The sequence below is a fragment of the Pantoea eucrina genome (assembly GCF_002095385.1).
Classification (GTDB): domain Bacteria; phylum Pseudomonadota; class Gammaproteobacteria; order Enterobacterales; family Enterobacteriaceae; genus Pantoea; species Pantoea eucrina.
The window spans coordinates 58,919-85,352 of record NZ_MIPP01000010.1 but is presented as its reverse complement, the minus strand read 5'-3'; the positions used below and the strand labels follow the sequence as shown (position 1 = coordinate 85,352).

Genomic DNA, 26,434 nt, shown 5'->3' with positions numbered 1-26,434 from the left:
GCCGCGCGCGCGCTGAGAGCCAGGCGCTGGCGCTGCAGCTGGCGCGTCCGGTTACGCTGGCGCTGTTTGGTCAGTCGCAGGCGGGTAAAGCCTGGCTGCTGAGTGAGATGGTGGGCGATGCGCAGGGTCAGCTGATGACCCGATTCAGCGACAAAGTGCTCAACTATTTTCAGCATATCAATCCCGGTAATCTCGATTTCGCTGCGGCCACGCGCTTTAGTCACCAGCGTGAAGCGACCTCCGGCACGTGGCCGGTTGAGCTGACCCTGCTTAATGAAGCGGAGCTGATCCGATTGCTGCTCGCCAGCGCCCGCATTGAGCGTGACGGCGCGGATATCCGCACCATTGAGACCACGCTGCAGCGCCTGCAGCGTCACCGCCAGAGCGAGCTACAGCCCGGCGCAGAGAGCGACGCGCTCATTACCCTGTGGGGATGGAGCCGCCGTCATCATCGTCACGCGGAAGCGCTGGATCGCCATTTCTGGCCCCAGGCCGCCGAGCTGGCCCCCTGGCTGAGCGTTGACGATCGCGTACAGCTTTATGCCCTGCTCTGGCCTGGTCAGCCCGCTCTGAGCGACACGCTGCGTCCGCTGCTGCACCTGCTTCAGCAGCTGCGCCACGCGCCGCGCGTGCTGGCGCCGCTCTCGCTGCTGGTGGATGATGCGCAGCTGCCGGCCGAAAAGCTGATCGGTCACGACGCCGATCTGCAGGAGATGATTGAGGTCTGTCCGGTGGTAGCCAACCGCAGCGGTAAGCCACAGCGGGTCGCGCTCGGCGAGCTGGCGCTGCTGACGCTGGAGCTGACCATACCGCTCAGCTCCACGCCGCGTCAGGCGCTCTATGATGAGGCGGACATGCTGGATCTGCCTGCCCCCGGCACGCTTCCCGATCGCCAGCTGCAGGAGGAGCAGGCACAATTGCGTCTGCGCGATCCGCTGCGTGCGCAGCTGCTGGAGCAGAAGCGCGCCCTGCTGCCCGGTTTTTACGCCACGCGTCAGGGCATTGACCTGATGCTGATCTGCACCGCCGCCAGCCAGCGCCACGACGCCGATCCCGCCGCCAGCGCGCTGCGCGAGTGGCAGATGCAGCAGAGCGTAAGCAGCGGCAGCGAAAAACCGCGTCTGATCTGGGCGATAACCCCTTACGATGCGCGCTATCAGGCGCAGCAGATCAATGTCGACGAGGCGGTGCAGCGTCAGATTGGCCAGCCGGGTCAGAGCTGGGGCTCAATGCTGGCGCAGGATCGCGCAGGCGTCGATCGCATGAGCAGCTGGCTGCAGGAAGAGATGCAGCCCGAGGCGCGTCGCGACCGTCTGGCGCTGCTGACGGGCGCGCTGCAGCAGAAAGTCGCGGCCCGGCTGCAGCCGTGGACAGAAGCGAGCGCCTCGCCCGAGCAGGCGCTGCGTAAACAGACCATCGCCGATACGCTGCTGAAATGTCTGCAGCACCGCACCGGCCTGCACGGTGAGCTGCTGGAGCGGCTGCAGCCGTCGCGTGATGCCGTGCGCCAGCTCTGGCTGAGTCAGAGCAGCGGCGCGGTAACGGCGCACAGCGGCAAGCCCGCTGCGGAGCAAAGCTATTTTGGTATCGGCTTTGAGTTCGATCTGTTCAGCGACGCGCCCGCTCCCGCCGGCGAGCCGCAGCATACGAGCGTCCGCAGCGAGCAGCAGTTTCCGCAGCAGGTTCTGACGCTGTGGCTGGCGCATCTGCGCCAGCTGCCTGAGAACCGCAGCCTGCTGACGCTGCTGAACGTCGACAAGCCCACCATGGAGCTGCTGACCGAGGAGCTGATTGCGGCCAGTTTTCGTCTTAAGCTGCTGGCAAGGCTGCAGAGTGCGCTGAATGAGCCGGACAGCAGCACGCATGAAGCACGCACCGATCGTCAGGTTTCGCGCGCCATGACGGTGCTGGGTGATTTTGTCGCCTGGCTCGGTTTTTTACAGCGTCCGGAGAGCGAGCGCCCTGAAAGTCGCGTAAACCGGAGCCAGACGATTTTTTCCCGTCCGCCCGCGCCGAGCGTCAGCTTCTCGTCAGGCCAGCGCCTGACGCGCCTGACGGCTGCGCCCGCTAATCATACGGCGTTCTACATCTATGACTGGCTGGTCGGACTCAACCAGCTGATTGTGGAGAATAATGGTTATACGGGCGGCAGCGATCTGCCCGCCGGCGCGCGGCAGACGCTGTCGGTGCTGCTGCTGCCACTGCACGCCTGATCAGCGCCAGACCAGGCGCAGCTCGCCCTCCAGCAGCTGCGCCGCCTCCTCAAGCAGCGCCAGTACCGGCGCAAACTCCGCCTGCTGCGCGGCCTGCTCTGCATGTATCAGGCAGATCGTTGCCGGCAGCGCCATGCCGCCGGTCAGCCAGTCCCACAGCGCGTCCAGATTTGCGCCGACAGCAGCAGGCGCACCGCTCTGCGCATTCAGCGCCTGATAAAACGCCGCGCGGTCGCGCAGCGTGGCGAAGTCGATATCTATAGTCAGCACGCTCAGTGCACCTTTCTGAAACTGCGATAGTGATCGCGGGTGAGGTAGATCAGCCCGTCGGAGGAGTAGATCAGACGGTCAGCGCCGCGGCGCCCGCAGCGATAATTGACGTCCGCCTCATACCACTGCCGTCCCGCCTGACGCGGCAGCTGCTGTTCGCGATTGCTGAAGCGGTCACCGCCGATGGCGCGTTCTGGCAGAACCTCGCACAGATTGCCTTTATCCGGCTCCCAGCCCTGACGGCGCGCGGCCGCTTTGGTCAGGTAAAAATCGGGCAGACGCTGATGCTGCACCAGCCAGTCCGCAACGCGTTCAGCCTGCGTCAGCGCATCAATGGTGGCAGAAGAAGAAGTTGTGGCGTGGCCAGCCGTGGGATCGGCAGGCGGAGCGCTGAAGTGTGGCCGCAGCGCGGTCCAGCAAACAATGACGATCGCCAGCAGGCCGATCCAGCGTAATATTGACATCGCGACACCCCTGAAAAAAGGAGGTCAGCATAGCAGATTCAGGCGGGAAATTGACGCGGGCCAGCGTGGCTGGCCCTGGCGGAGAACTTACTGCATGGCACCGGGTGCATGTGAAGCGTGACGACGCCATGCGCCGGGCGCTACGCCATACTGGCGCTTAAAGCTGCGGTTAAACGACTGCTGTGAATCAAAGCCCAGCGAAATCGCTACGTTCAGAATAGGCTCGTTGGTCGTGGTGAGCCGGTCCGCTGATTTTTTCAGCTTTTTCGCCCGGATATATTCGCCCAGCGGATAACCGGTGTGCTCTTTGAACATACGCTGCAGGTGCCATTTGGAGTAGCCCGCCCGGTCAGCCACGGTATCAAGATCCAGCCGTGCTTCGATATTGTTATCGATCCAGTCAATCAGATCGTGCATAAACGCGTCGCTCATCATCCCATTCTCTCCCGTCGCCGTTACGAACAGTATCAGTATCAGTTGCAGTTACACTTTAAGGGTGACTGACTATCGCACTTAATGCAAGTTTTATTATTACATTAAATGCCGCACATAAAGCAGGGTTTTTCTCTCTGCGCTGAGCGCCCGTCAGACCGCACATAAAGTGTATCAGATATTCTTGCAGATGCACTTCGCCGCGACCTACACTCCTCCCGATTAATGCAATCGTTAAAGTTGCATATTTTTACGTCGTCTTTCGTGCTTCATCAACGTGGAATAACAATAATGTCCGGAAAAAAAGACAGGGTTCGTCAGGCTATTGGCCTGGCAGGCGCGGCACTGCTGGCAGGTTTGCTGGCGGGTTGCGATCGCGGCGTGGCGCAAAATGCTCCGCCGCCGCCGGAGGTGAGTGCGGCACAGGTGATCCGGCAGCAGGTCAGCGAATGGGATAACTTCAATGGCCGGATCGAGGCGGTCGAGAGCGTTCAGCTGCGCCCGCGCGTTTCCGGCTATATCGACCGGGTAAACTATCGCGAAGGCGATGAGGTTCAAAAAGGTCAGGTGCTGTTCACCATTGATGACCGCAGCTACCGTGCCGCACTGGCGCAGGCTGAGGCGCAGCTCGCCGGTGCGCGCACGCAGGCGGCGCTGGCGCGCAGTGAATCGGATCGTACCGATAAGCTGATCAACAGCCAGGTGGTATCCCGCGAGATCTGGCAGCAGCGTCGTTCGGCCACGCAGCAGGCGCAGGCGAGCGTGCAGGCGGCGCAGGCGGCGGTTGATATGGCCCGCCTCAACCTGAGTTTTACCCGCGTGACCGCCCCGATTGATGGCCGCGCCAGCCGCGCGCTAATCACCGCCGGCAATCTGGTCACCGCAGGCGACAGCGCCAGCGTACTGACCACGCTGGTTTCCCAGGATCGGATGTATGTCTGGTTTGATGTCGATGAGGCGACATTTCTGCACTATCAGCAGCTGGCGCGCCAGGGCGAACAGCGCGGCGCCCTGCCGCTGCAGGTTTCCCTGACCGGCGAACACGGCTATCCGCATCGCGGCACGGTGGATTTTCTGGATAACCAGCTTACTGCCAGTACCGGCACCATTCGCATGCGCGCGCTGCTCGATAACCCGCAGCGCGAACTGACGCCGGGGCTGTTTGCCCGCGTCCGGCTGCCGGGTCGTGCCGATTTCACCGCGCTGCTGATTGATGACAAGGCGATTCTCACCGATCAGGACCGCCGCTATGTCTACATTGTTGATGCCGCAGGCAAAGCGCAGCGGCGCGATATCCAGCCTGGCGATCTCTCTGGCGGACTGCGTATTGTTCAGCAGGGTCTGCAGCCAGGCGATCGCGTGATCGTAAACGGTCTGCAAAAAGTCTTTATGCCCGGCATGCCGGTACAGGCTCACTCAGTCGCGATGCGCCCCGCTCCTTAACCGAGACCCTACTCTATGGATTTCTCTCGTTTTTTTATCGACCGTCCCATTTTTGCGGCGGTGCTGTCGATACTGATTTTTGCCACCGGGTTAATTGCGATCCCGCTGCTGCCAATCAGCGAATATCCGGATGTGGTGCCGCCCAGCGTGCAGGTACGCGCCGAATATCCTGGCGCTAACCCAAAAGCGATCGCGGATTCTGTGGCGACCCCGCTGGAAGAGGCGATCAACGGCGTTGAAAATATGATGTACATGAAGTCGGTGGCTGGCTCCGATGGCGTACTGGTCACTACCGTGACCTTCCGCCCCGGCACCGATCCCGATCGGGCGCAGGTACAGGTGCAGAACCGCGTGGCGCAGGCTGAGGCGCGTCTGCCGGAAGCGGTACGCCAGCTGGGGCTGACCACCCAGAAAATGTCGCCCACGCTGACGCTGGTTGTGCATCTTTTCTCCCCGCACGGCAAGTATGATTCGCTCTACCTGCGCAACTACGCCACCCTGAAGGTGAAAGATGAGCTGGCACGCCTCCCCGGCGTCGGCCAGATTCAGATTTTCGGCGCGGGTGAGTATGCGATGCGCGTCTGGCTCGATCCCAACAAAGTCGCCGCGCGCGGCATGACGGCCGCAGAGGTGATGACCGCCATGCGCGAACAGAACGTGCAGGTCTCCGCCGGACAGCTTGGCGCGGAACCGACCCGCAAAGCCAGCGATTTCCTGCTCTCTATCAATACCCAGGGTCTGCTGGAGAGCGAAGAGCAGTTTGGTGACATTATCCTGAAAAGCACGGCTGACGGCTCTCTGGTACGGCTGCGCGACGTGGCGCGCATTGAGATGGGCTCCGGCAGCTACGCCCTGCGCTCTCAGCTGAATAACAAGGATGCGGTCGGCATCGGTATTTTCCAGGCACCGGGCGCGAACGCTATCGATCTCTCCGACGCGGTGCGGGCCAAAATGAACGAGCTGGCCACGCGCTTCCCGGAGGATGTGCAGTGGGCTGCACCTTACGATCCCACGGTGTTTGTCCGCGACTCTATTCACGCCGTGGTGCAGACGCTGTTTGAAGCCATTGCGCTGGTTGTCCTGGTTGTGATCCTGTTTCTCCAGACCTGGCGCGCGTCGATTATTCCGCTGCTGGCGGTACCGGTTTCCGTGGTTGGCACCTTTAGCGTGCTCTGGCTGCTGGGTTTCTCACTCAATACGCTCAGCCTCTTCGGGCTGGTACTGGCTATCGGCATCGTGGTGGATGACGCCATCGTGGTGGTTGAGAACGTTGAGCGCAATATCGAACAGGGTCTGACGCCGGTGGCCGCCGCGCACCAGGCGATGCGTGAGGTGTCCGGTCCGATTATCGCCATTGCGCTGGTGCTCTGCGCGGTGTTTGTGCCGATGGCGTTTCTCTCCGGCGTGACCGGGCAGTTCTATAAGCAGTTTGCCGTGACCATCGCTATTTCGACGGTGATCTCCGCCATTAACTCGCTGACGCTCTCGCCGGCGCTGGCGGCTAAGCTGCTGAAAGCCCATGACGCGCCTAAAGATCTGCCTGGCCGGCTGATTGACCGCCTGCTTGGCTGGCTGTTTCGCCCGTTCAACCGCTTTTTCCAGCGCAGTGCAACGGGCTATGAATCCCTGGCAGGCACCACGCTGCGCCGGCGCGGCGCGGTGTTTGCGGTTTATCTGCTGCTGCTTGCCGGCGCAGGCCTGCTGTTTCACAGCGTGCCGGGCGGTTTTATTCCCACGCAGGATAAGCTCTATCTGATTGGCGGCGTAAAAATGCCGGAAGGCGCTTCGCTGGCGCGCACCGATGCGGTGATCCGCGAGATGAGCGAGATTGGCATGCACACTGACGGCGTCGCCTATGCGGTTGCGTTTCCCGGCCTGAACGCGCTGCAGTTTACCAATACGCCTAACGCCGGCACGGTGTTTTTTGGCCTGAAACCGTTCAGCGAACGAACGCGCAGCGCGGCAGAGATCAACGCGGAGCTGAATGCAAAAATTGCTAAGATTCAGCAGGGTTTTGGCTTCTCAATTATGCCACCGCCGATTCTGGGTCTGGGCCAGGGATCGGGGTATTCGCTTTATGTGCAGGATCGCGGTGGCCTCGGCTACGGCGCACTGCAGGAGGCGATTAACACCCTCTCCGGTGCCGTGATGCAGACGCCGGGCATGATGTTTCCGATCTCCTCCTATCAGGCCAATGTCCCGCAGCTGGATGTGCAGGTCGATCGCGACAAAGCCCGTGCACAGGGCGTGGCGTTACCCGATCTCTTTACCACGCTGCAGGTCTATCTCGGCTCCGCCTACGTGAACGATTTTAATAAGTTTGGCCGTACCTGGCGCGTGATGGCGCAGGCGGACGGCGATTTCCGTGACAGCGTTGAGGATATTACTTCGTTGCGTACCCGTAATGACCGGGGCGAAATGGTGCCGGTCGGCAGCATGGTGCATGTCGCCACCACCTACGGCCCCGATCCGGTGATCCGCTATAACGGCTATCCCGCTGCGGATCTGATTGGCGATGCCGATCCGCGCGTGCTCTCTTCCGCGCAGGCGATGACGCAGCTGGAGATGATGTCAGAGCAGATGCTGCCCAACGGTATGAATATCGAATGGACTGACCTGAGCTATCAGCAGGCGACCCAGGGCAACAGCGCACTGATCGTTTTCCCGGTTGCGGTCCTGCTGGCGTTTCTGGTGCTGGCAGCGCTCTATGAGAGCTGGACGCTGCCGCTGGCGGTGATCCTGATTGTCCCGGTCACCATGCTTTCCGCGCTGGCGGGCGTCTGGCTGACCGGCGGTGATAATAACGTGTTTGTCCAGGTCGGGCTGGTGGTGCTGATGGGGCTGGCGTGCAAAAACGCCATTCTGATCGTGGAGTTTGCCCGTGAGCTGGAGATGCAGGGTAAAAGCGTGACCGCTGCCGCGCTGGAGGCGTGTCGTCTGCGCCTGCGGCCGATTGTGATGACCTCGATTGCCTTTATCGCCGGTACGGTTCCGCTGATTCTGGGTGAAGGGGCTGGCGCGGAAGTGCGCGGTGTGACCGGTATAACCGTGTTTGCCGGGATGCTTGGCGTGACCCTGTTTGGCCTGTTCCTGACGCCAGTGTTCTACGTCACGCTGCGCAAGCTGGTAACGCGCCGCACGCGTGCGAAAAGCGCAACGTCACTTTAAAAGCGGTACAAATGGAAAAGCCCGGCTGAAGCCGGGCTTTTTTATATCCTCTTGACCGTCGGACGCGCATGCAGCGCCGGTATCAACGGGTTTTCTGGCAGAGTCCGGCGGGTTCAGCGTCCGGCAGCGGTTCGCAATTGCTGGTATCGTTGCTTTTCAGTTCGTTCAGCGCATCCGCCACGGTGCGCGTCTCCAGCACTTTCAGCGATGCTTCCTCCGCCTCCTGAGCAATCGATTTGAAATACCAGCAGAGGTTGGCGCTGACCAGGCAGCGCGGTGCAACATCCGGCCGCGACGCCCACAGTTTTTTATCTTCAATGACTGACGTATAGATATCGCGTAGCGTGATCTCTGCTGCGGGCCGGCCCAGGTGAATGGAGCCGGTACGACCCAGCGTCGAAACAATAATGCCGTCGCGCGTCAGCGGAACCATCAGTTTACGAATAAAGCTGGGATTCGCCTCCAGACCATACGCCAGAATAGCGCTGGTCGAGCGTTTTCCCAGTTGCTCCGCCATCGCGACGCTTAAAACCATCTGCAGAGCTGTCGGGAAGCGATAATCTAACATTTCAATATCCTGAGTTGCGGCTTATCTTTTTGTTTTTATAGCGCGTCAATGAGTGAACAATGAGCAATAAATATAACAAACACTGTTGCTTTTTAGAAGCAACCCCAACCGCACAGGGCACGGATTCCCCATCTGCGGCCCGGTTAGCGCACAAGCTGCTTAGTTTTGCACGGACGACGCCTGCGCCGGTAACTGCTGCTTAAGCAGCGCCACCAGCACAACGTTTATACCCGCCAGCCCGCACAGTACCCAGAGGGTCACGTCAGCGCCGGCATGCGCCGCCAGCCAGCCCCCCGCCAGCGGCGTCAGCGCCTGTCCGATCAGCGCCGGGCGCGCCATACGACCGGTGATAACGGCATACTGTTCCGGTCTGACAACGGCCAGCGGCAGCGTACCGCGCACGATGGCCCGCAAACCGTTTCCTGCGCCATAGAGCACCATAGCGATCAGCGCCATTGCCGGAAACAGCGCCAGCAGCAGCAGCCCTGCTGCCACCAGTCCCACAGAGAACAGCGCGGTCCATATGGGATGACTACGTTTAAACATTACATCCAGAAGCCGCGATCCGATCTGACAGGGACCGAGAACGGCACTCAGCGCCAGCGCTGCGCTCAGCGAATAGCCCCCGGACTGAAGCAGCGTAATAAGCTGAACCGAGATGGCGGTCATAATAACCGAAGCGAGGGTAAAAATGGCGCACAGCAGCCAGAAAAGTCGCGGCGAGAGCGCGCTCTGCAACGTGTCAGAGGCCGCGCCGGTCGGGCCTCCCCTGCTCCCGGTTTGCGTGACCGGCGCCGGCAGCGCATAGCGGTAGGCGGGAAAAACCAGCAGAGTAAGCAGCGCAGCAATGATGAAACAGGCATCACGCCAGCCGGCGAGCGCAATCAGCCATGCCGTTCCCGGCCAGACCAGCGTGGTGCATAAGCCCGAAATCAGCGTCACGCCGGTGATAGCGCTGCGCGCCTGTCCGCCATAGAGCGTGCCGAGCGTTGCAAACAGCGCATCATAAAGGCTCATGGCCATTCCTGTGCCAATCAGCAGCCAGGCGGCAAAAAACCAGCCAGGCTGGTAGCTCAATCCCATAACCACCAGCCCTGACGCCATTATCACACCGCCGCCTGCCAGTATCAGCGGCCCGTAACCACGGGCAATCAGTCGGCCGCTGAGTGGCGCCAGCAAGCCGGAGACCAGAATACCAAGCGACAGCGCCCCATAAACCCACTGCTGAGACCAGCCGGTTTCAGCGATAATCGGAGCGGCCATCACCGCCATCAGGTAGAACGACCCGCCCCAGGAAAGGATCTGAACCGCACCCAGCGTAATAATGGCGGGTATCGCGGGTTTTGAATGATAGTGCACGGACGCTTTCCGTATCAGATAAAGCATTGTTATATCATGGATATTCTGCAGGCTGAACCTTCTTCTTGTCAGGCCATTATTGGTCTCCGTGGCTGATTCTGGTAAAACTTAAATTTTAATAGTTTGTTGTAACTAAACCGGAAGCTTGTCAGCGGCGCAGGCACAGGTACATTAAGTATGTTGTAACAAAGGAGAAGATTATGGCTCGCTACGATTTAGTCGCTGATTTACATGAGTGCGTTAACACGCTGGAACAGCGCCTTGGTGCGCTGCGCACCAGCATTGAGCAGCAGCCGCTGCTGGTGGCGCGCGTGTTCAGCCTGCCGGCAATTGAAAAAGGTCACGAACATGATGAGATTGACAAAATAGCGGTGACGCAGCATCTGGGTAAGAGCGCGCGCGAAATGGCCCTCACCCACTACTGCCGGCTGTTTATGCAGCATCAGTCAGAAAAGATCAGTACCAAAGCGGCCGTGCGGCTGCCGGGAGCAATCTGTATTGAGGCGGACGAGCAGGCCGCTGAGCAGATCGCGCAGCAGGTCAGCGAAATCAACGCGCTTAAACAGCGGCTGGAGCAGCTCATCACCGTAGAGTCCGGCTTGCCGAGCGAGGCCCGCTTTGAATTTGTGCATCAGCATCTGCGCGGGCTTATAACGCTGAACGCCTATCGCAGCGTGCCCCTGCTCAATGCGCCGGATACGCTGCGCTTTGGCTGGGCGAACAAAAACATCATTAAAAATCTGACGCGGGAAGCCGTTATTGAGCAGCTGGAACGCAGCCTGAAAGCGAATCGCGCTCAGGCTCCCTGGACGCGGGAGCAGTGGGCAGAAAAAGTGCAGCTGGAGCTGGAGCTGGTGCGTTCGCTGCCCGCAGGCGCAAAGCTGAAAATCAAGCGGCCGGTTAAAGTGCAGCCTATTGCCCGCGTCTGGCGCGCCAGCGAGAAGAAACAGACGCAGCTGGCCTGCCCCTCTCCGCTGCTGGTACTGTGCCGTGACAAAACCCAGGTGCCGGTGCTGGGCGAACTGCTGGATTATGATGCAGAGAATATCGCCCACCGCTATAAACCGCTGGCGCAGCCGCTGCATCTGATCATCCCGCGCCTGCACCTCTGGAGCGACCGCCTCGCCTGATGAAGCGGCCGCCACCTGCAGGATTACGCTTTCATGCTGCCAACCATCTCTTCCGGGCGCACCCAGGCATCAAACTGCGCCTCATCGAGATAACCGAGCTGCAGCGCGGCCGCTTTAAGCGTCAGCCCCTCTTTATGGGCCTTTTTGGCAATTTCGGCCGCTTTGTCATAGCCAATGTGCGTGTTCAGCGCGGTCACCAGCATCAGCGACTCATTCAGCAGCTGATCGATACGCTCCCGCACCGGTTCAATACCGGTTGCGCAGTGATGATTAAAGCTGTCCATGCCGTCGGCCAGCAGCCGCACCGACTGCAGGAAGTTATGGATAACCATAGGACGGAATACGTTCAGCTCAAAGTTGCCGGACGCGCCGCCCATATTGATCGCTACGTCGTTACCCAGCACCTGACAGCAGAGCATGGTCATCGCCTCGCACTGGGTCGGATTGACTTTGCCCGGCATAATGGAGCTGCCCGGCTCATTTTCCGGGATACTGATTTCGCCGATGCCGCAGCGCGGGCCGGATGAGAGCCAGCGGACGTCGTTGGCAATTTTCATCAGCGACGCCGCCAGACCTTTCAGCGCGCCGTGCGCGTGCACCAGCGCATCGCAGGTCGCCAGCGCTTCAAATTTATTGGGTGCGGTGATGAACGGCTGACCGGTCAGCGCGGCCAGCGCCTGCGCCACGCGGACGGCATATTCAGGATGCGTATTCAGGCCGGTGCCTACGGCGGTGCCGCCCAGCGCCAGCTCGGTCAGATGGGGAATGCTGTTTTCAACGTGCTTCAGATTATGCTCCAGCATCGCCACCCAGCCTGAGATCTCCTGTCCCAGCGTCAGCGGCGTGGCATCCTGCAGGTGCGTACGGCCAATTTTCACAATATCACTGAATGCATCCGCTTTACCGGCCAGCGTGGTTTTCAGCACCTCCAGCTGCGGAATGAGCTGCTCGCGCAGTGCCGTAACGGCCGCCACGTGCATAGCGGTAGGAAAAACGTCGTTAGAGCTCTGGCTTTTATTGACATCATCATTAGGGTGCACCAGCCGCGCCATACCGCGCTCGCCGCCGAGGATCTCGCTCGCGCGGTTAGCCAGGACTTCATTCATATTCATATTGGTCTGCGTGCCGGAGCCGGTCTGCCAGATCGCCAGCGGAAACTGATCGGCGTGCTGGTTTGCCAGCACTTCATCCGCCGCGCGGATAATTGCTGTCGCGCGATCGTCCGGCAGCAGCTGCAGATCGCGGTTAACCTCTGCCGCTGCCCGCTTGGTCTGCGCCAGCGCGCGGACCAGCTCAACCGGCATTTTCTCGGTTGAGATACGAAAATGCTCCAGCGAGCGTTGCGTCTGTGCGCCCCAGAGTTTATCTGCCGGCACATCAACAGGACCCATTGAATCTTTTTCAGTGCGACTGGCTGCCATAGCCCTCTTCTCCTTTCTCAGTAGTGAAAGCAATCCCCGGGCGCGGCCTCTTACCGCCCCGCTTCAGGCCGGATTGTTATCCGAATCAATAAAACAGTATGCGGGCACATCGCGTTTCCTGCACACAGGTCGCGCTAATTGCTGAAATTTTCTGCTTTACTGGGCAATAACTGTTCAGCTGAGGGCGTAACATGCATAAATTGAACAACTCACTGCAGTACTACGACTGGGGCAGCACAACGGCGTTAACGGAACTTTATGGTATTGCCGATCCGCAGGGCCGGCCGCTGGCAGAGCTGTGGATGGGCGCGCATCCGAAAAGCCCGTCCACGCTGATTGTTGACGGCCGGCACGCCTCGCTGCGCGATTTCATTGCGCGCGATCCGGTCGCCATGCTGGGAAGCGCCGTTGCCGACCGGTTCGGTGAACTGCCGTTTCTGTTCAAAGTGCTCTGCGCGGCGAAAGCGCTCTCGGTGCAGGCGCATCCCGATAAGCGCGCAGCTGCCGCCGGTTTTGCCCGTGAAAATGCAGCCGGCATTGCGGTGGATGCGCCGCAGCGCAGCTATAAAGATGCCAGCCATAAACCGGAACTGCTCTATGCGCTGACCCCTTTTCAGGCGCTGAACGGCTTCCGCGAGCGGCCCGAAATGGTATCGCTGCTGAGCGCGGTAGCGGGCGCCCATCCGCAAATCGGGCACTTTATTGAGCAGGCCAGCCCGGACGCCCTTGCCCGCCTGTTTGCCACGCTGTTTTCGCTGCAGGGGGATGAAAAAAGGCGCGCGCTGGCGATCCTCTGTTCAGCGGCTGCGGCACATGATGAGGAGCCGTGGCTGACTGTGCGGCAGCTGGCGGCTGATTACCCGGATGATAACGGCCTGTTTGCACCACTGCTGCTTAACCTGCTGCTGCTGCAGCCCGGCGAAGCGATGTTTCTCTCTGCCGGCACGCCGCACGCTTACCTGCAGGGCACTGCACTCGAGGTCATGGCTAACTCAGATAATGTGCTGCGCGCCGGCCTGACGCCAAAATTTATCGATATGCCGGAGCTGCTGGCTAACCTGAACTTTATCCCCCGCGCCGCCGATACGCTGCGGCTGCAGCCTGAGCGCGATGCGCAGGCGCTCTGTTTCCCGGTGCCGGTTAATGATTTTTCCTTTGCCATCCACCTGCTTTCTGCCGTAGCGCAGCCGCTGGCACCGGCCAGCGCCGCCCTGCTGTTCTGTATTGAGGGAGAAGCGCGGCTCGCCAGCGCGGATAGCCAGCTTGTCCTGCAGCCAGGCGAATCCTGTTTTGTCGCCGCCAGCGAGCCCCCGGTTGCGGCCTCAGGCAGCGGACGCCTGGCGCGCGTCTTCAGTATGCTTACTGCAGACGGCTGACGCTGCGCGCGTTAACTGCTATTCTTTCAGACTATTACTTTAAACGCCTGCGGGCGTTTTTCTTCACCCGGCGCGTCACCCCGACGGGACGCGGACGCAAGGATAAGGATGACTCAGCGATGAAAAAGACTCAGGTTGCAGCAGGTGTGATTGTCGCGCTCGGTGTGGTTTGGACCGGCGCAGCGTGGTTTACCGGCAAGCAGATTGAGAGCCACAAGGATGAGATGCTGCAACAGGCCAACAGCCAGATTAACGCCTGGTCCCCCAACAGCCGCCTGACGCTGAGCTATCAGGACTATCAGCGCGGCCTGTTCAGCAGCAGCACGAAACTGGTTGTGCAGGCGAGCTCCCAAACGGTGGATAATCCGCTGCTTAAGCCGGGCCAGACCATTGTGCTGAATGAGACCATCGATCACGGTCCTTTCCCGTTTGCGCAACTGAAGCGCGGTAATATTCTGCCCGCGATGGCCTCGGTGCATTCCGGGCTTGCCAATACCGATGCGGTGAAAAAGCTGTTCGCGCTGACCGACGGTAAATCACTGGTTGCCGCCGATACGCGCATTGGCTACAGCGGGGCTACCGACACTGCACTGACGCTGCTGCCGGTGGATTACAGCAACGCGCAGACCGGTGACCGGCTGGCCACCAACGGCGGCAAGCTCGACGTCAGCGCCGACAGCAAAGGCGATAAAGTCAGTCTGAAAGGTGAGTTCTCCAGCATCGCCGTCACCAGTAAAAACCAGCTGGAGCAGCCGGTGCTGTTTACGCTTAACGGTCTGGCGCTGGGCGGTGATACTCACCTGAGTCCGGAAGGCGTGCGCGTCGGCGATCAGACCATCACGCTGGATAAACTGGAAGCCAGCATCAACGGCCAGCAGGGAATGACGCTGCAGAAAATTGACGGCAAATCCTCTTTTGATAATAAAGAGGGCAAGATTGGCGGCACTATCGATTATAAAGTGGGCGATATCAACCTGCAGCAGCAGCCGTTTGGTGAAGCGCGTCTGGCGATGAAGTTTTCGCAGTTTGATGCCCAGGCGGTGAAAACCTTCTCCGACACCTACAACGCGCAGATGCAGGATCTGCTGCGCCAGCCGGGTGTTGCCGACGATCCGATTCGCTATCAGGCCAGCGTGCAGACCATTCTGCGTAACAATCTGCCGCTGCTGCTGAAAGGTGCGCCGGCGGTCAGCATTGCCCCGCTGAGCTGGAAAAATGATAAGGGTGAGAGCACGTTCAACCTGAATATCGGCTTCAACGATCCGGCCGCCGTCAGCGGCGAGGCGCAGAGCCTGGGTGCCGCGGTAGATCGCATGCTGAAAACGCTGGATGGCAAACTGAATATCAATATGCCGATGGCGACAGAAGCGATGCGTCATGTCGGCCTGGCCGAAGGATATCAGGGCGATGATGCGCAGAAGCTGGCGGATCAGCAGGTCAAAGGCGTGGCTGCGATGGGCCAGATGTTCCGTCTGACGCAGCAGCAGGATAATAACATTGTGACCAGCCTGCAGTATGCAAACGGGCAGGTAACGATGAACGGCGACAAGATGTCACTGGAGCAGTTCCTCTCCCGCTATATGCTGGGTATGCCAACCAGTGAAGGCATGCCGCAGTAACCGGCACTATGCGCCGCTTCATCCTGCGGGAAGAAGCGGCGCTTTACCGCTTTAATATTCACCATCTGCACCCTGCTTTGCGCAAATCGCTGGCGCAGTTGCGCAAGATATTTTTATAATGCTCTGCACTTTATTCCTGACAAGCGAGTGCGCCATGATCGACCAGCAGCTTCCTCTTACCGATATTCACCGCCACCTTGATGGCAATATCCGCGCCCAAACTATTCTCGATCTCGGCCGCCAGTTTAATCTCTCTCTGCCCGCCAGCTCTCTTGACGCGCTGCGTCCCCACGTGCAGGTCACCGCGAACGAGCCCGATCTGGTGAGTTTTCTGCAAAAGCTCGACTGGGGCGTCAAAGTGCTGGGCGATCTTGACGCCTGCCGCCGCATTGCGCTGGAAAATGTCGAAGATGCGGCGCGTGCCGGTATTCACTATGCAGAACTGCGCTTCTCGCCGGGCTATATGGCGACGACCCATAACCTGCCGGTGGCGGGCGTGACAGAAGCGGTGATTGACGGCGTACGCGCAGGCGTGAAGCAGTACGGTGTGGATGTTAATCTGATTGGCATTATGAGCCGCACCTTTGGCGAAGAGGCGTGCCTGCGCGAGCTGGAAGGATTACTGGCCCATCGCGACGGTATCACCGCCGTGGATCTGGCCGGCGATGAGCTGGGCTTCCCCGGCAGTGAGTTCCTGAGCCACTTCAACCGGGCGCGTGACGCTGGCTTCCGTATTACCGTACACGCCGGCGAAGCGGCGGGTCCGGAGAGTATCTGGCAGGCGATTCGTGAACTGGGCGCGGAGCGTATCGGTCACGGCGTTAAAGCGATAGAGGATCGTGCGCTGATGGATTTCCTGGCTGAGCAGCGCATCGGCATCGAATCCTGCCTGACCTCAAACATTCAGACCAGCACCGTCTCCTCGCTGGAGAAACACCCGCTGAAAGCGTTTCTGCAGCATGGCATTCTGGCCACGCTGAATACTGACGATCCGGCGGTTCAGGGCGTGGAGCTGGCGCATGAATATGAGGTGGCGGCCCCTGCAGCCGGCCTCTCTGCGGCAGAGATCCGCCAGGCGCAGGAGAATGGCGTGGCGATTGCGTTTCTGAGCGAAGCGGAGAAAACGGCGCTGCGCCAGCGCGTAGCGGGCTAAGGCTGAACACGCGCCGCCGCTGGGCGGCGCGCAACATCAGCGTGGTGACATCGTCTGACGGTTCTCTGCAGACTGCAGACCCAGCTCAATCAGCTCCATGACCTGTATCGCCTCTTCAGCCCGCACCGGGTTCTGCCCCGTGCCGGCTATCGCATCGCGGATTGCCGCATAGTAGGCCGGATAGTTACCCGGCTGCGTCAGCAGCTCCTGCTCCACCAGCATATCGCCTTCTGCCAGCGTCAGCGTGCCGTTGCGCATGTCGTAGCCCCACTCCTGCTGCGGCGGTCTGGCACCCGATTTCAGACGATCCTCCTGCGGATCGAGGCCATACTTTACGTAGCTGCCACGCGTGCCGTGTACCACAAAGCGCGGTGACTCTGCTGCCACCAGCATGCTGGCGTGTAGCACCACGCGACGCGTCGGATAGGTCAGCACCGCATGAAAGTAGTCAGTGGTTTGCGCGCCAGGGCGCAGCTCTGCCATGTCCACGTTGATCGCCACCGGCATGCCAAACAGCTGCAGCGCCTGATCCAGCACGTGCGGGCCGAGGTCAAACCAGATACCGCTGCCCGGTCCTTTCATTTCGCGCCAGCGCTGGCGCACTTCCGGGCGGAAGCGGTCAAAATGCGACTCCAGATAGCGTACCTCGCCCAGCGTGCCCTCGCCGAGCAGCGTTTTTAGCGTCAGAAAATCGCTGTCCCAGCGGCGGTTATGGAAGACCGACAGCAGCAGCCCTTTCGATTTTGCCAGCTGATCAAGCTCACGCGCCTGCGAAAGCGTGACGGTAAAAGGCTTGTCGACGACCACATGCTTGCCGGCATTCAGGGCCGCTTTGGCCAGCGGAAAGTGGGTGTCATTGGGGGTGGGGATCACAATCAGCTGCAGGGTGGGATCGTCCAGCAGCGCCTGCGGATCGGCAACGACCTGTACAGAGGGCCAGTCAGCGTGCACTTTACCGGCATCGCTGCTGGAGATCGCTGCCAGTTCCATTTCAGCTGTTCCGGCGATTAAAGGGGCATGAAAGGTTTTACTGGCAAAGCCATAGCCTATCAGGCCGACACGTAGTTTATCGCTCATTCTCACTCCTTTTGTCATATACCCGACTGATTTAAGACGAATCAGCCGGTGAGAACAAGGCGGAATCAGCTGAAAGAGATCGCCCGGCCGGGTTCCGGCCAGTTCTGCTGCGCTTCAAGCGCGTCGTGCGCATCCTGGCTGCGGCGGCGAAAATCACTCGGGCTGACGCCTGTGCGTTTGCGAAACACGCGTGAAAAGTAGAGCTGATCGTCATAGCCCACTTCCCGCCCCACGGAGGCGATAGGCTCCTGCGTGGTCTGCAGCAGCAGCTTGGCGCGGATCACCCGCTGATCTTCTCGCCAGCGCAGCAGATTGATGCCCATCTGTTCGCGAAACAGATGCGCCAGCCGCGAAGGAGATAAACAGACATGCCGTGCCACCTCCTCAATTTTGACTTCGCTGGCAAGATGGTTGGTCACGTACTGGCAGGCTTCAATTACGCGCGGATCGCGAATCTGCTGATGGCTGCGCGGATCCTCTTCCACCGCGCGCAGCAGCAGACGCTCCAGCAGGTTCATGGCCAGCTCTTCAGCAAAGCGGCGACCGGAATTGTGGGTCTGCTCAATACTGGCAAACAGGCGATCAAACTCGCCGCATAACGCTTCAGTCAGGCGCAGCCGGCCCACGCCCTGCTTCTGCTCCTGCCACTCCAGCCAGTCAATCCAGTAGGCGCGCGGCCGGAAATAGACCCAGCGATGGTGCCAGCACGGGCTGTCGGGCGACCGTCCATAATAATGGGGTGTTTTCGGCTGAAACAGCAGCAGATCGCCCGGCTCACAGTCAAAGGCGGATTCGCCGTCAAAAACCCGGCCTTTACCGCGAATGGTGAGGTTAAGAATATAGCCCTTCATCCCCAGCGGGCGGTCGATAAAAAAATCGAGCGGCTCCTGCGCGTTAATCGGCGTGAGTCCCGCGACCAGCCAGGCGTTAAACGGATAGCCCGGCAGCAGGGGGTTCTGTTGTTCACTGGGGGGTTCGCGATGGTACATAGTGCCCTCACTCTCTGCATGACGCGCGGCGCAACACCCGTTGCGCCGACGGAATCAAACGGCTCTGTTTTTCTGTTTGTAGCGATCGAAAATCACTGCGGCTAACAGTATCAGACCACGCACGACATACTGTGAGAATGGCGAGATATTCAGTAAATTCATCGCATTCTCTACGGTACCCAGGATCAGAACCCCCGCCACCACATATGAAATTTTACCGATGCCGCCTTTCAGCGAGACGCCGCCCAGCACGCAGGCAGAGATCACAATCAGCTCATAGCCCAGCGAGGTCATGGGCTGACCGCTGGTCATGCGCGAGGCCAGAATAATGCCCGCCGCCGCTGAAACCAGCCCGGAAAGGATAAAGATAATGATGCGGGTCCGCACCACCGGCACGCCGGCCAGCCGGGCGGCTTCTTCATTGCCGCCAATCGCCAGCGTGTTGCGGCCAAAGGTGGTTTTATTCAGCAGGAAGCCAAACGCGATCATGGTGGCAATCGTGAGCCAGATAGGCGCCGGCACGCCGAGCCAGTTGGCATAGCCCAGCGCAAAAAAGCGCTCATCTTCAATCCCTACCGCTTTACCGTCAGAGAAGATATAGGCCAGGCCGCGCACAATCTGCATCGTTGCCAGCGTGGTGATCAGGGCATTAATTTTCAGCCGGGCGATAACAAATCCGTTAACAAAACCGGTTGCCATGCCAAGCAGCAGCCCGGCAGCCACGCCAATCCACAGGCTTTCGGTCATGTTGATCACCACCGCCGTCACTACGCCGGCGCAGGCGATAACCGAGGCGATGGAGAGATCAAAGTCGCCCGATGCCAGGCAAAACAGCATGCCGCAGGCCACCATGCCGGACATCGACATCGCCAGGCCCAGCCCTTTCATATTGATAAAGGTGCCGAAGTTCGGCACAAAAATGGCGCAGACAATAAACAGCAGTGCAAAAACCACCAGCATGCCGAAATTATCCCAGATACGCCCCAGCTGCAGGCCGCTGCGCTGCACCGGTGGCGTGTTGGAAGTGGTAGATGAAGCCATTGTTGCTCTCCTGTACATCAGGCCACGGCGGCCGTTTGAGGGGTTTTCGGCATCGCCAGACTGAGCGTCAGCTGTTCGGTTGCCGTGTCGTGCGTCAGTTCTCCGGCAATTTCACCTTCGCGCATGACAATAATGCGGTCGGCGAGGCCCATGACTTCGGGCAGATCGCTCGATGCAAACAGCACCGCAATCCCTTTGCCTGCCAGTTGATAAATCAGGTTGTAGATCTCATGTTTTGCGCCAACGTCAATACCGCGCGTCGGCTCATCCAGCATGATCACGTTCATCTCTTCTGAGAGCCAGCGGCCCAGAATGGCCTTTTGCTGGTTGCCACCGGAGAGATTCATGATCAGCTGGTGCGGGCCAGGCGTTTTAATATTGAGCGAACGGATGTGGCTTTCTGCATTTTTTGCCTCCCAGCCGGGCCTGATCAGGCAACCCGCCGTGAGGTTATGCCGCCGCGCGCTGATATTGATGTTCTCCCGCACGGAGTGCACCGGAATGATGCCTTCCGCTTTACGATCTTCGGGACAGAGCATAATGCCCGCCCGGATAGCGTCGATCGGCTGACGGATCGCGAGCGGCCTGCCATCAAGTGAAACCGTGCCGCTACGCAGCTGCGTGGCGCCAAACAGCCCTTTCATCAGCTCGCTGCGTCCGGCGCCCACCAGACCAAACAGTCCTACAATTTCTCCGGCGCGCACGCTGAACGAAATGGGCATGCGCACCCCTTTCGCCTCGACCTGGTCGAGCTGAAGACGCACGGCGCCCAGCTCGCGGGGCGCATAGCCATAGATGTCACCCAGGTTGCGCCCGACCATCGCCTCGACCAGATCGTCATGATGGGTATTGGGCATATCCGTAAAGGTGCGCACATAGCGGCCATCTTTAAACACGGTAATCGCATCGCTCAGGGCAAAAATCTCCTCCATGCGGTGCGATACATAAAGCACCACCCGTCCTTCAGCGCGCAGCTGACGGATAACGCGAAACAGATGCTCAATTTCACGGGCTGAGAGTGAGCTGGTCGGCTCATCAAAGGCGATAATGCGGGCATTGCGCGCCAGCGCCTTGGCGATCTCCACCATCTGCCACTGCCCCAGCGACAGATATTTCAGCGGCATCTCGGGATCGATATCCATCCCGAGATTTTTCAGCTGCAGGCCCGCTTCGTAGCGCAGCAGCTTGCGGTTTACCAGGCCGCGTTTATGCGGCAGCTGGCCGAGATAGATATTCTCTGCCACGCTCATTTCCGGCACCAGGTGTAGCTCCTGGTAGATAATGGCCACGCCGGCATCCAGCGCCTCAACCGTATTACTGAAGCGCTTCGCCTCGCCTTTGATGCGGATTTCACCGCTCGTGGGCTGGTAGCTGCCGCTGAGAATTTTCAGCAGCGTCGATTTTCCCGCGCCGTTTTCGCCCATCAGCGCGTGCACCTCACCGGCGCGGCACTCAAAACCGATATCCTGCAGGGCTTTTACGCCAGGAAAAGTTTTGCTGATGCCATGAAAAGAGAGAAATGCCTGATCGGTCTCCATGGATACTCCTGATAGTGCCTGTCGGATTTCAGGTGCGCATAAATGCGCACCCTGTGCGTTACATCAATCCTTTCTTCGCCAGTTCGGTTTTGAAGTTATCGCGGGTGATCAGCACCACATCTGTCACCTCAGTAAATCTGGCGGGCTCTTCGCCTTTAGTGATCCAGTTGTAGAGCATCTGGCTGCTCTTATAACCGTGAACGTCCGGGCTGGGCAGCAGCGAACCATAGAAACCGGTCGCAGAGCCTTTAGAGAGTTCGCTGATCGCATCCACGCCGTTGATGCCGATACCGATCACATCTGCTGCTTTAAAACCCTGACCTTCTGTGGCGCGCACGCCGCCCAGCACGGTGTTATCGTTCATACCGACAATCAGCCAGTGTTTGACTTCCGGGTGCTGCACCAGCAGGGAGTTACCGGCATCAAACGCGCCGGGGATATCGTTGGATTTGGTAGGAACCTGATAAATCTGCTTCTCAGGGAAGCCTGCTGCTTTAATGGCCGCCATAGAGCCGCCGGTACGACGACGCGCCGTATCCAGCTCGTTAGCAGTGATCGCCATTACCGCGGTCTCTTTAACGTCCCAGCCGCGCTTCTGCATCTCTTTATAGAGTTCCTGACCCTGGCGCTCGCCGATCTTCGTTGCCGCCATCATCACCAGCGGAACGGTCTCCATCGGCTTGCCTTTCGCTGTGACAAACTGGTCATCTACCGCGATCACTTTCAGATCGTAGCTGCGCGCTTTTGCCATAATGGCCGAACCGAGTTTGGGATCGGGGGTGCAGATGACAAAACCTTTTGCGCCGCTGGCCGCCAGGCTGTCGATGGCGTTAAGCGTTTTTTCACCATCCGGTACAGCAATTTTAATCACTTCAAAACCCAGATCTTTGCCCGCTTTATCGGCAAATTTCCATTCGGTCTGGAACCACGGCTCCTCTGGCTGTTTAACGAGAAAACCGAGCTTCATCGTCTCGGCGATAGCGGAATGTGACATAACCGCGGCGAGGCTGACGGCCGCCAGCGCTTTAGTGAATTTATGCATGATGCTCTCCGGCACAATGGTGTTTTATCGCTGTTATTAACGTTTTTGTGTAAACGCTACCATCTGAATTCTGCTTTCGTGTACAGCGCAAAATCAGCGCGTTAGCTCAAGAGTTGCTGAAAGGCTGTGCAAACGCTGGGCTAGTTGTAGCGAGAAACGCGGCGCAAAATGTAGAGCGGTATCACATAGCAAAACGAAGGCAAAAATATCCATATATTCAGCAAAATTAACCGGTGTCTGACTTTTGCGGCCGATCACACAACCTGTCCGATGACAGAAAAGTACATATTCTCAGCCGCTGATGACTAACGGCTTATGGCATTGCCTCGCAGGATAGAACCCAGATAACTCACACAGGAGAATCCCGATGGGTGCTGGCGCCATAACAATTGGGCTGGATTTTGGCAGTGACTCAGTGCGTGCGCTGGCGGTTGACTGCCACAGCGGCAAAGAGCTGGAAAAAGCGGTGGTCAACTATCCGCGCTGGGCGCAGGGCCAGTTCTGCGACGCGCACGCCAACCGGTTTCGTCATCATCCGCAGGACTATATCGATGCGCTGGAGCAGGCGCTGGTCAGCGTGATTCAGGCGTTAACACCCGCGCAGCGCGCAGCGGTTGCCGGGATCGGCGTGGATACAACCGGATCAACACCGGCCCCTGTCGATCGCAACGGCAATGTACTGGCGCTGCGTCCGGAGTTTGCGGCGAATCCCAACGCCATGTTTGTGTTGTGGAAAGATCACACCGCGATTGAGGAAGCTGAAGAGATCACCCGTCTCTGCCACAGCGGGCGCTTTACCGACTACACCCGCTATATCGGCGGCATTTACTCATCTGAATGGTTCTGGGCCAAAATCTTACACGTCTCGCGGGAGGATGCTGCCGTGCGGGAGGCGGCGGTCTCCTGGGTTGAACTCTGCGACTGGGTGCCGGCGCTGCTAAGCGGTACGACCGCCCCCGATAAGCTGCGCCGCGGGCGCTGCGCCGCCGGGCATAAATCGCTCTGGCATCCGGAGTGGCAGGGCCTGCCGGACGTGGCCTTTCTCAACGCGCTTGATCCGATGCTGACAGAACAGCTCGACTCGCCGCTGTTTACCGATACCTGGACCGCTGACCTGCCGGTTGGCACGCTGAGCGCTGAATGGGCTGCCCGCCTTGGGTTATCTGAACAGGTGGTCATCTCTGGCGGCGCCTTTGACTGCCATATGGGTGCGGTTGGTGCCGGTGCTCAGCCCTATACGCTGGTTAAAGTCATCGGTACATCGACCTGCGATATTCTGATTGCAGACAGCGAAACCGTCGGCGATCGTGCTATCCGGGGCATCTGCGGCCAGGTTGACGGCAGCGTCGTTCCCGGCGCCATTGGCTGTGAAGCGGGCCAGTCTGCTTTTGGCGATATCTACGCCTGGTTCAGCCGCCTGCTCGGCTGGCCTCTGCAGCAGGCTGCGCAGCGCCACCCTGAGCTGCAGCCGCAGCTGGCTGCGCTGCAGCAGGATCTGATCCGCGAACTCACCGAAGCGTGGGCCGCTAATCCGCAGCTCGATCATCTGCCGGTGGTGCTGGACTGGTTTAACGGACGCCGCACCCCGGATGCAAACCAGCGGCTGAAAGGTGTGATCACCGATCTCAACCTGGGCACCGATGCGCCGGCTTTGTTTGGCGGTCTGATCGCCGCCACCGCTTTTGGTGCGCGGGCGATTATGGAGTGTTTTGAGCAGCAGGCGATCCCGGTAAAGAGCATCCTGACGCTGGGTGGTATCGCCCGCAAGTCCCCTGCCATTATGCAGGCGTGTTGTGATGTGATGAACCGTCCGCTGGATATTGTCGCCTCAGACGAGTGCTGCGCGCTGGGCGCGGCAATTTTTGCGGCCGTGGCGGCGGAAGTCTATCCCGACGTACCTGCCGCGCAGCAGGTGATGGCCAGCCCGGTTGCTGTCACGCTGCAGCCCGACGCACAGCGCGTAGCGGCATATGAGCAGCTCTATCAACGTTATCAAAACTGGTGTGAGGCAGCTGAACCACAGTACGCGCCGCGCACCCTATCCGCACAGTAAAGGAGTGGTTTAATGGAACAGCATAACGCACAGCAGGTGTGGTTTGTTATCGGTACACAGCACCTCTACGGCGCGGAAACGTTGCGCCAGGTGGAAGAGCACGCCCGTCAGGTGATGGAAGGACTTAATCAGGCTGGCACGCTGCCGGTGCCGCTGGTGCTGCAGCCGCTGGTCAAATCGCCGGATGAAGCGCTGGCGCTTTGCCGGGCAGCGAATCACGACAATCAGTGCGTCGGCATCATCACCTGGCTGCACACGTTTTCGCCGGCAAAAATGTGGATCGGCGGATTGAGCGTTCTGAATAAGCCACTGCTGCAGTTCCATACTCAGTTCAACGCAGAGATCCCGTGGGACAGCATGGATATGGATTTTATGAACCTGAACCAGACCGCACACGGCGGCCGCGAATTCGGTTTCATCGGCGCCCGCATGGGACTGCAGCACAACGTCATCACCGGCCACTGGCAGGATCGCACCAGCCAGCAGCGTATCGGCCGCTGGATCAACGCGGCGCTGGCAAAACAGGCAAGCCAGCAGCTTAAGGTTGCCCGCTTTGGCGATAATATGCGGGAAGTTGCCGTAACCGAAGGCGACAAAGTTGCCGCACAGATCCAGTTTGGCTACGCCGTTAACGGCTGGGGCGTGGGCGATCTGGTTGAGGTGATCAATGGCGTCAGCGACGGTGACGTCAGCGCGCTGATCGATGAGTATGAAAGTCAGTATCTCTTCAGCGAGGCGGCAGCCGTTAACGGCGACAAGCGGCAGAACGTGCTGGACGCAGCGCGCATTGAGCTGGGCCTGAAGCGCTTCCTGGAGGATGAAGGATGTAAAGCGTTCACGACCAACTTCCAGACGCTGCACGGTATGACGCAGCTGCCGGGACTGGCGGTGCAGCGTCTGATGGGCCAGGGCTATGGCTTTGCCGGCGAAGGTGACTGGAAAACCGCAGCGCTGCTGCACATTCTCAAAGTGCAGGCGGGCGCACGTGCCGGCGGCACCTCCTTTATGGAGGATTACACGTATCACTTCTCTCCGGGCAACGATCTGGTACTGGGTTCGCACATGCTGGAAGTCTGCCCTTCCATTGCCAAAGAGGAGAAGCCGCTGATTGACGTCCAGTTCCTGGGAATTGGCGGTAAAGCCGATCCGGCGCGTCTGATTTTCTCAACGCCTGCCGGACGCGCGATCAATGCCAGCGTAATTGATCTTGGCGATCGTTTCCGCCTGCTGGTTAACGTAGTGGATGCGATTGAACAGCCTGAACCGCTGCCGAAGCTGCCGGTTGCCCGCGCGCTGTGGCGCGCCCAGCCGTCGCTGGCAACTGCGTCAGAAGCGTGGATCCTCGGCGGCGGTGCGCACCATACGGTATTCAGTCAGGCGCTGGATCTGGAGGATATGTATCTCTACGGCGAACTGAACGGAATTGAAGTGATGGTGATCGATGAAGAAACCCGCCTGCCTGCGTTTAAGGATGCGCTGCGCTGGAACGAAGTTTATTACCGTTTAGCCCGCTGATTCCGATTACTGATCCAACGTTAAGCCGCGCATCGTCGCGGCTTTTTAATGCCTGAAATTCCCGGTTTAAAACCGGCCAGGGAGCCGATCTCGGCCAGGGGCGCATGAATGCGTATGGCCAGGGAGCCGATCTCGGCCAGGGGCGCATGAATGCGTATGGCCAGGGAGCCGATCTCGGCCAGGGGCGCATGAATGCGCCCCCTACGGGGAGAATGGTGATGCTGTGCTGTAGGGGCGGCATTTATGCCGCCCTGGTTGCAGCGGATACCTGATGTGTGAAGATTGGGCTCTGGCAACGAGCGAGAATGCTGGCAGGCCGGTGAAGCCCGGGGCGAAGAGCAAAGCGTCCGCGCCAGGGATGGCGCGGACGATCGGCAGGACGCCGGGTTCCTTTGCGATCGCCCCGGGCTTTACCGACCGTGGTAGTCGGCCAGGGGGCGTATAGCCCGGGAGCCGATCTCGGCCAGGGGCGCATGAATGCGCCCCCTACGAGGCAGAATGGTACTGAATGCGCCCCCTACGAGGCAGAATGGTACTGAATGCGCCCCCTACGAGGAAGAATG

The 26,434-nt window shown here is 59.6% G+C and carries 21 protein-coding genes; 10 read left to right on the top strand and 11 right to left on the bottom strand.

Annotated features, from left to right (window positions below):
• A partial coding sequence (locus HA43_RS06885; protein WP_094111282.1) for a virulence factor SrfC family protein occupies nt 1–2,213 on the top strand: 2,213 nt, incomplete at its 5' end.
• Here HA43_RS06885 and HA43_RS06880 read toward each other — a convergent pair.
• From HA43_RS06880 to HA43_RS06870, 3 genes are all read right to left on the bottom strand, one after another.
• Nucleotides 2,214–2,483 carry a barstar family protein gene (locus tag HA43_RS06880; protein ID WP_039384240.1) on the bottom strand — a complete coding sequence of 90 codons (270 nt, stop codon included), beginning with the start codon at nt 2,481–2,483 and terminating at the stop codon, nt 2,214–2,216.
• A gap of 2 nt (nt 2,484–2,485) precedes the next feature.
• Nucleotides 2,486–2,947, bottom strand: a complete 462-nt coding sequence (locus HA43_RS06875; protein ID WP_094111281.1) for a ribonuclease domain-containing protein — start codon at nt 2,945–2,947, stop codon at nt 2,486–2,488.
• A gap of 87 nt (nt 2,948–3,034) precedes the next feature.
• Nucleotides 3,035–3,382, bottom strand: coding sequence for a helix-turn-helix domain-containing protein (locus HA43_RS06870; RefSeq protein WP_039384236.1), 348 nt, complete (start codon nt 3,380–3,382; stop codon nt 3,035–3,037).
• 288 nt (nt 3,383–3,670) lie between these two features.
• On the opposite strand from HA43_RS06870, the gene HA43_RS06865 reads away from it, so the two are divergent.
• A complete protein-coding gene (locus HA43_RS06865) occupies nt 3,671–4,822 on the top strand; it encodes an efflux RND transporter periplasmic adaptor subunit (RefSeq protein ID WP_094111280.1) in 1,152 nt (383 codons plus the stop codon).
• 15 nt (nt 4,823–4,837) lie between these two features.
• A complete protein-coding gene (locus HA43_RS06860) occupies nt 4,838–7,990 on the top strand; it encodes an efflux RND transporter permease subunit (RefSeq protein WP_094111279.1) in 3,153 nt (1,050 codons plus the stop codon).
• A gap of 82 nt (nt 7,991–8,072) precedes the next feature.
• Here the strand turns inward: HA43_RS06860 and HA43_RS06855 are convergent, their stop codons facing one another.
• Nucleotides 8,073–8,558, bottom strand: a complete 486-nt coding sequence (locus tag HA43_RS06855; RefSeq protein WP_039384233.1) for an RrF2 family transcriptional regulator — start codon at nt 8,556–8,558, stop codon at nt 8,073–8,075.
• A gap of 159 nt (nt 8,559–8,717) precedes the next feature.
• Nucleotides 8,718–9,917, bottom strand: a complete 1,200-nt coding sequence (locus tag HA43_RS06850) for an MFS transporter (protein ID WP_094111283.1) — start codon at nt 9,915–9,917, stop codon at nt 8,718–8,720.
• A 200-nt stretch (nt 9,918–10,117) separates the two neighbouring features.
• Here HA43_RS06850 and tus point away from each other — a divergent pair, with 200 nt between their 5' ends.
• Entirely contained in the window at nt 10,118–11,047 is a 930-nt protein-coding gene (tus, locus tag HA43_RS06845; protein ID WP_094111278.1) for a DNA replication terminus site-binding protein, read from the top strand.
• Nucleotides 11,048–11,070: 23 nt separating this feature from the next.
• Here tus and fumC read toward each other — a convergent pair whose 3' ends face one another.
• Nucleotides 11,071–12,468, bottom strand: a complete 1,398-nt coding sequence (gene fumC, locus HA43_RS06840) for a class II fumarate hydratase (protein WP_071668791.1) — start codon at nt 12,466–12,468, stop codon at nt 11,071–11,073.
• 191 nt (nt 12,469–12,659) lie between these two features.
• Between fumC and manA the strand changes: the two genes are divergently transcribed.
• The 3 genes from manA to add all read left to right on the top strand — a co-directional run bounded on the left by manA (nt 12,660) and on the right by add (nt 16,616).
• On the top strand, nt 12,660–13,844 hold the full coding sequence (gene manA / locus HA43_RS06835) for a mannose-6-phosphate isomerase (protein WP_094111277.1): 1,185 nt from the start codon (nt 12,660–12,662) through the stop codon (nt 13,842–13,844).
• A 119-nt stretch (nt 13,845–13,963) separates the two neighbouring features.
• Nucleotides 13,964–15,463 carry a YdgA family protein gene (locus HA43_RS06830; RefSeq protein WP_094111276.1) on the top strand — a complete coding sequence of 500 codons (1,500 nt, stop codon included), beginning with the start codon at nt 13,964–13,966 and terminating at the stop codon, nt 15,461–15,463.
• A gap of 154 nt (nt 15,464–15,617) precedes the next feature.
• The gene (add, locus tag HA43_RS06825; protein ID WP_094111275.1) at nt 15,618–16,616 is read left to right on the top strand and encodes an adenosine deaminase; all 999 of its coding nucleotides are present in this window, start codon (nt 15,618–15,620) and stop codon (nt 16,614–16,616) included.
• A 36-nt stretch (nt 16,617–16,652) separates the two neighbouring features.
• Here add and HA43_RS06820 read toward each other — a convergent pair whose 3' ends face one another.
• The 5 genes from HA43_RS06820 to HA43_RS06800 all read right to left on the bottom strand — a co-directional run bounded on the left by HA43_RS06820 (nt 16,653) and on the right by HA43_RS06800 (nt 22,303).
• A complete protein-coding gene (locus tag HA43_RS06820; RefSeq protein WP_094111274.1) occupies nt 16,653–17,693 on the bottom strand; it encodes an oxidoreductase in 1,041 nt (346 codons plus the stop codon).
• A 65-nt stretch (nt 17,694–17,758) separates the two neighbouring features.
• Complete coding sequence (gene araC, locus HA43_RS06815) at nt 17,759–18,682, bottom strand: arabinose operon transcriptional regulator AraC (protein ID WP_039384223.1); 924 nt, start codon at nt 18,680–18,682, stop codon at nt 17,759–17,761.
• Nucleotides 18,683–18,736: 54 nt separating this feature from the next.
• Entirely contained in the window at nt 18,737–19,723 is a 987-nt protein-coding gene (araH, locus tag HA43_RS06810) for an L-arabinose ABC transporter permease AraH (RefSeq protein ID WP_039384220.1), read from the bottom strand.
• Nucleotides 19,724–19,740: 17 nt separating this feature from the next.
• Nucleotides 19,741–21,261, bottom strand: a complete 1,521-nt coding sequence (araG, locus tag HA43_RS06805; protein WP_094111273.1) for an L-arabinose ABC transporter ATP-binding protein AraG — start codon at nt 21,259–21,261, stop codon at nt 19,741–19,743.
• A 58-nt stretch (nt 21,262–21,319) separates the two neighbouring features.
• Nucleotides 21,320–22,303, bottom strand: a complete 984-nt coding sequence (locus HA43_RS06800; RefSeq protein ID WP_094111272.1) for an arabinose ABC transporter substrate-binding protein — start codon at nt 22,301–22,303, stop codon at nt 21,320–21,322.
• A gap of 367 nt (nt 22,304–22,670) precedes the next feature.
• On the opposite strand from HA43_RS06800, the gene HA43_RS06795 reads away from it, so the two are divergent.
• The 3 genes from HA43_RS06795 to HA43_RS18830 all read left to right on the top strand — a co-directional run bounded on the left by HA43_RS06795 (nt 22,671) and on the right by HA43_RS18830 (nt 26,143).
• Entirely contained in the window at nt 22,671–24,356 is a 1,686-nt protein-coding gene (locus tag HA43_RS06795) for a ribulokinase (protein WP_094111271.1), read from the top strand.
• 12 nt (nt 24,357–24,368) lie between these two features.
• Nucleotides 24,369–25,871: an L-arabinose isomerase gene (gene araA, locus HA43_RS06790; protein ID WP_071668785.1), complete on the top strand. Its 1,503-nt coding sequence runs from the start codon at nt 24,369–24,371 to the stop codon at nt 25,869–25,871.
• Between the two features lie 104 nt (nt 25,872–25,975).
• Nucleotides 25,976–26,143, top strand: a complete 168-nt coding sequence (locus tag HA43_RS18830) for a hypothetical protein (protein WP_158086432.1) — start codon at nt 25,976–25,978, stop codon at nt 26,141–26,143.
• The last annotated feature ends 291 nt before the right edge of the window (nt 26,144–26,434 follow it).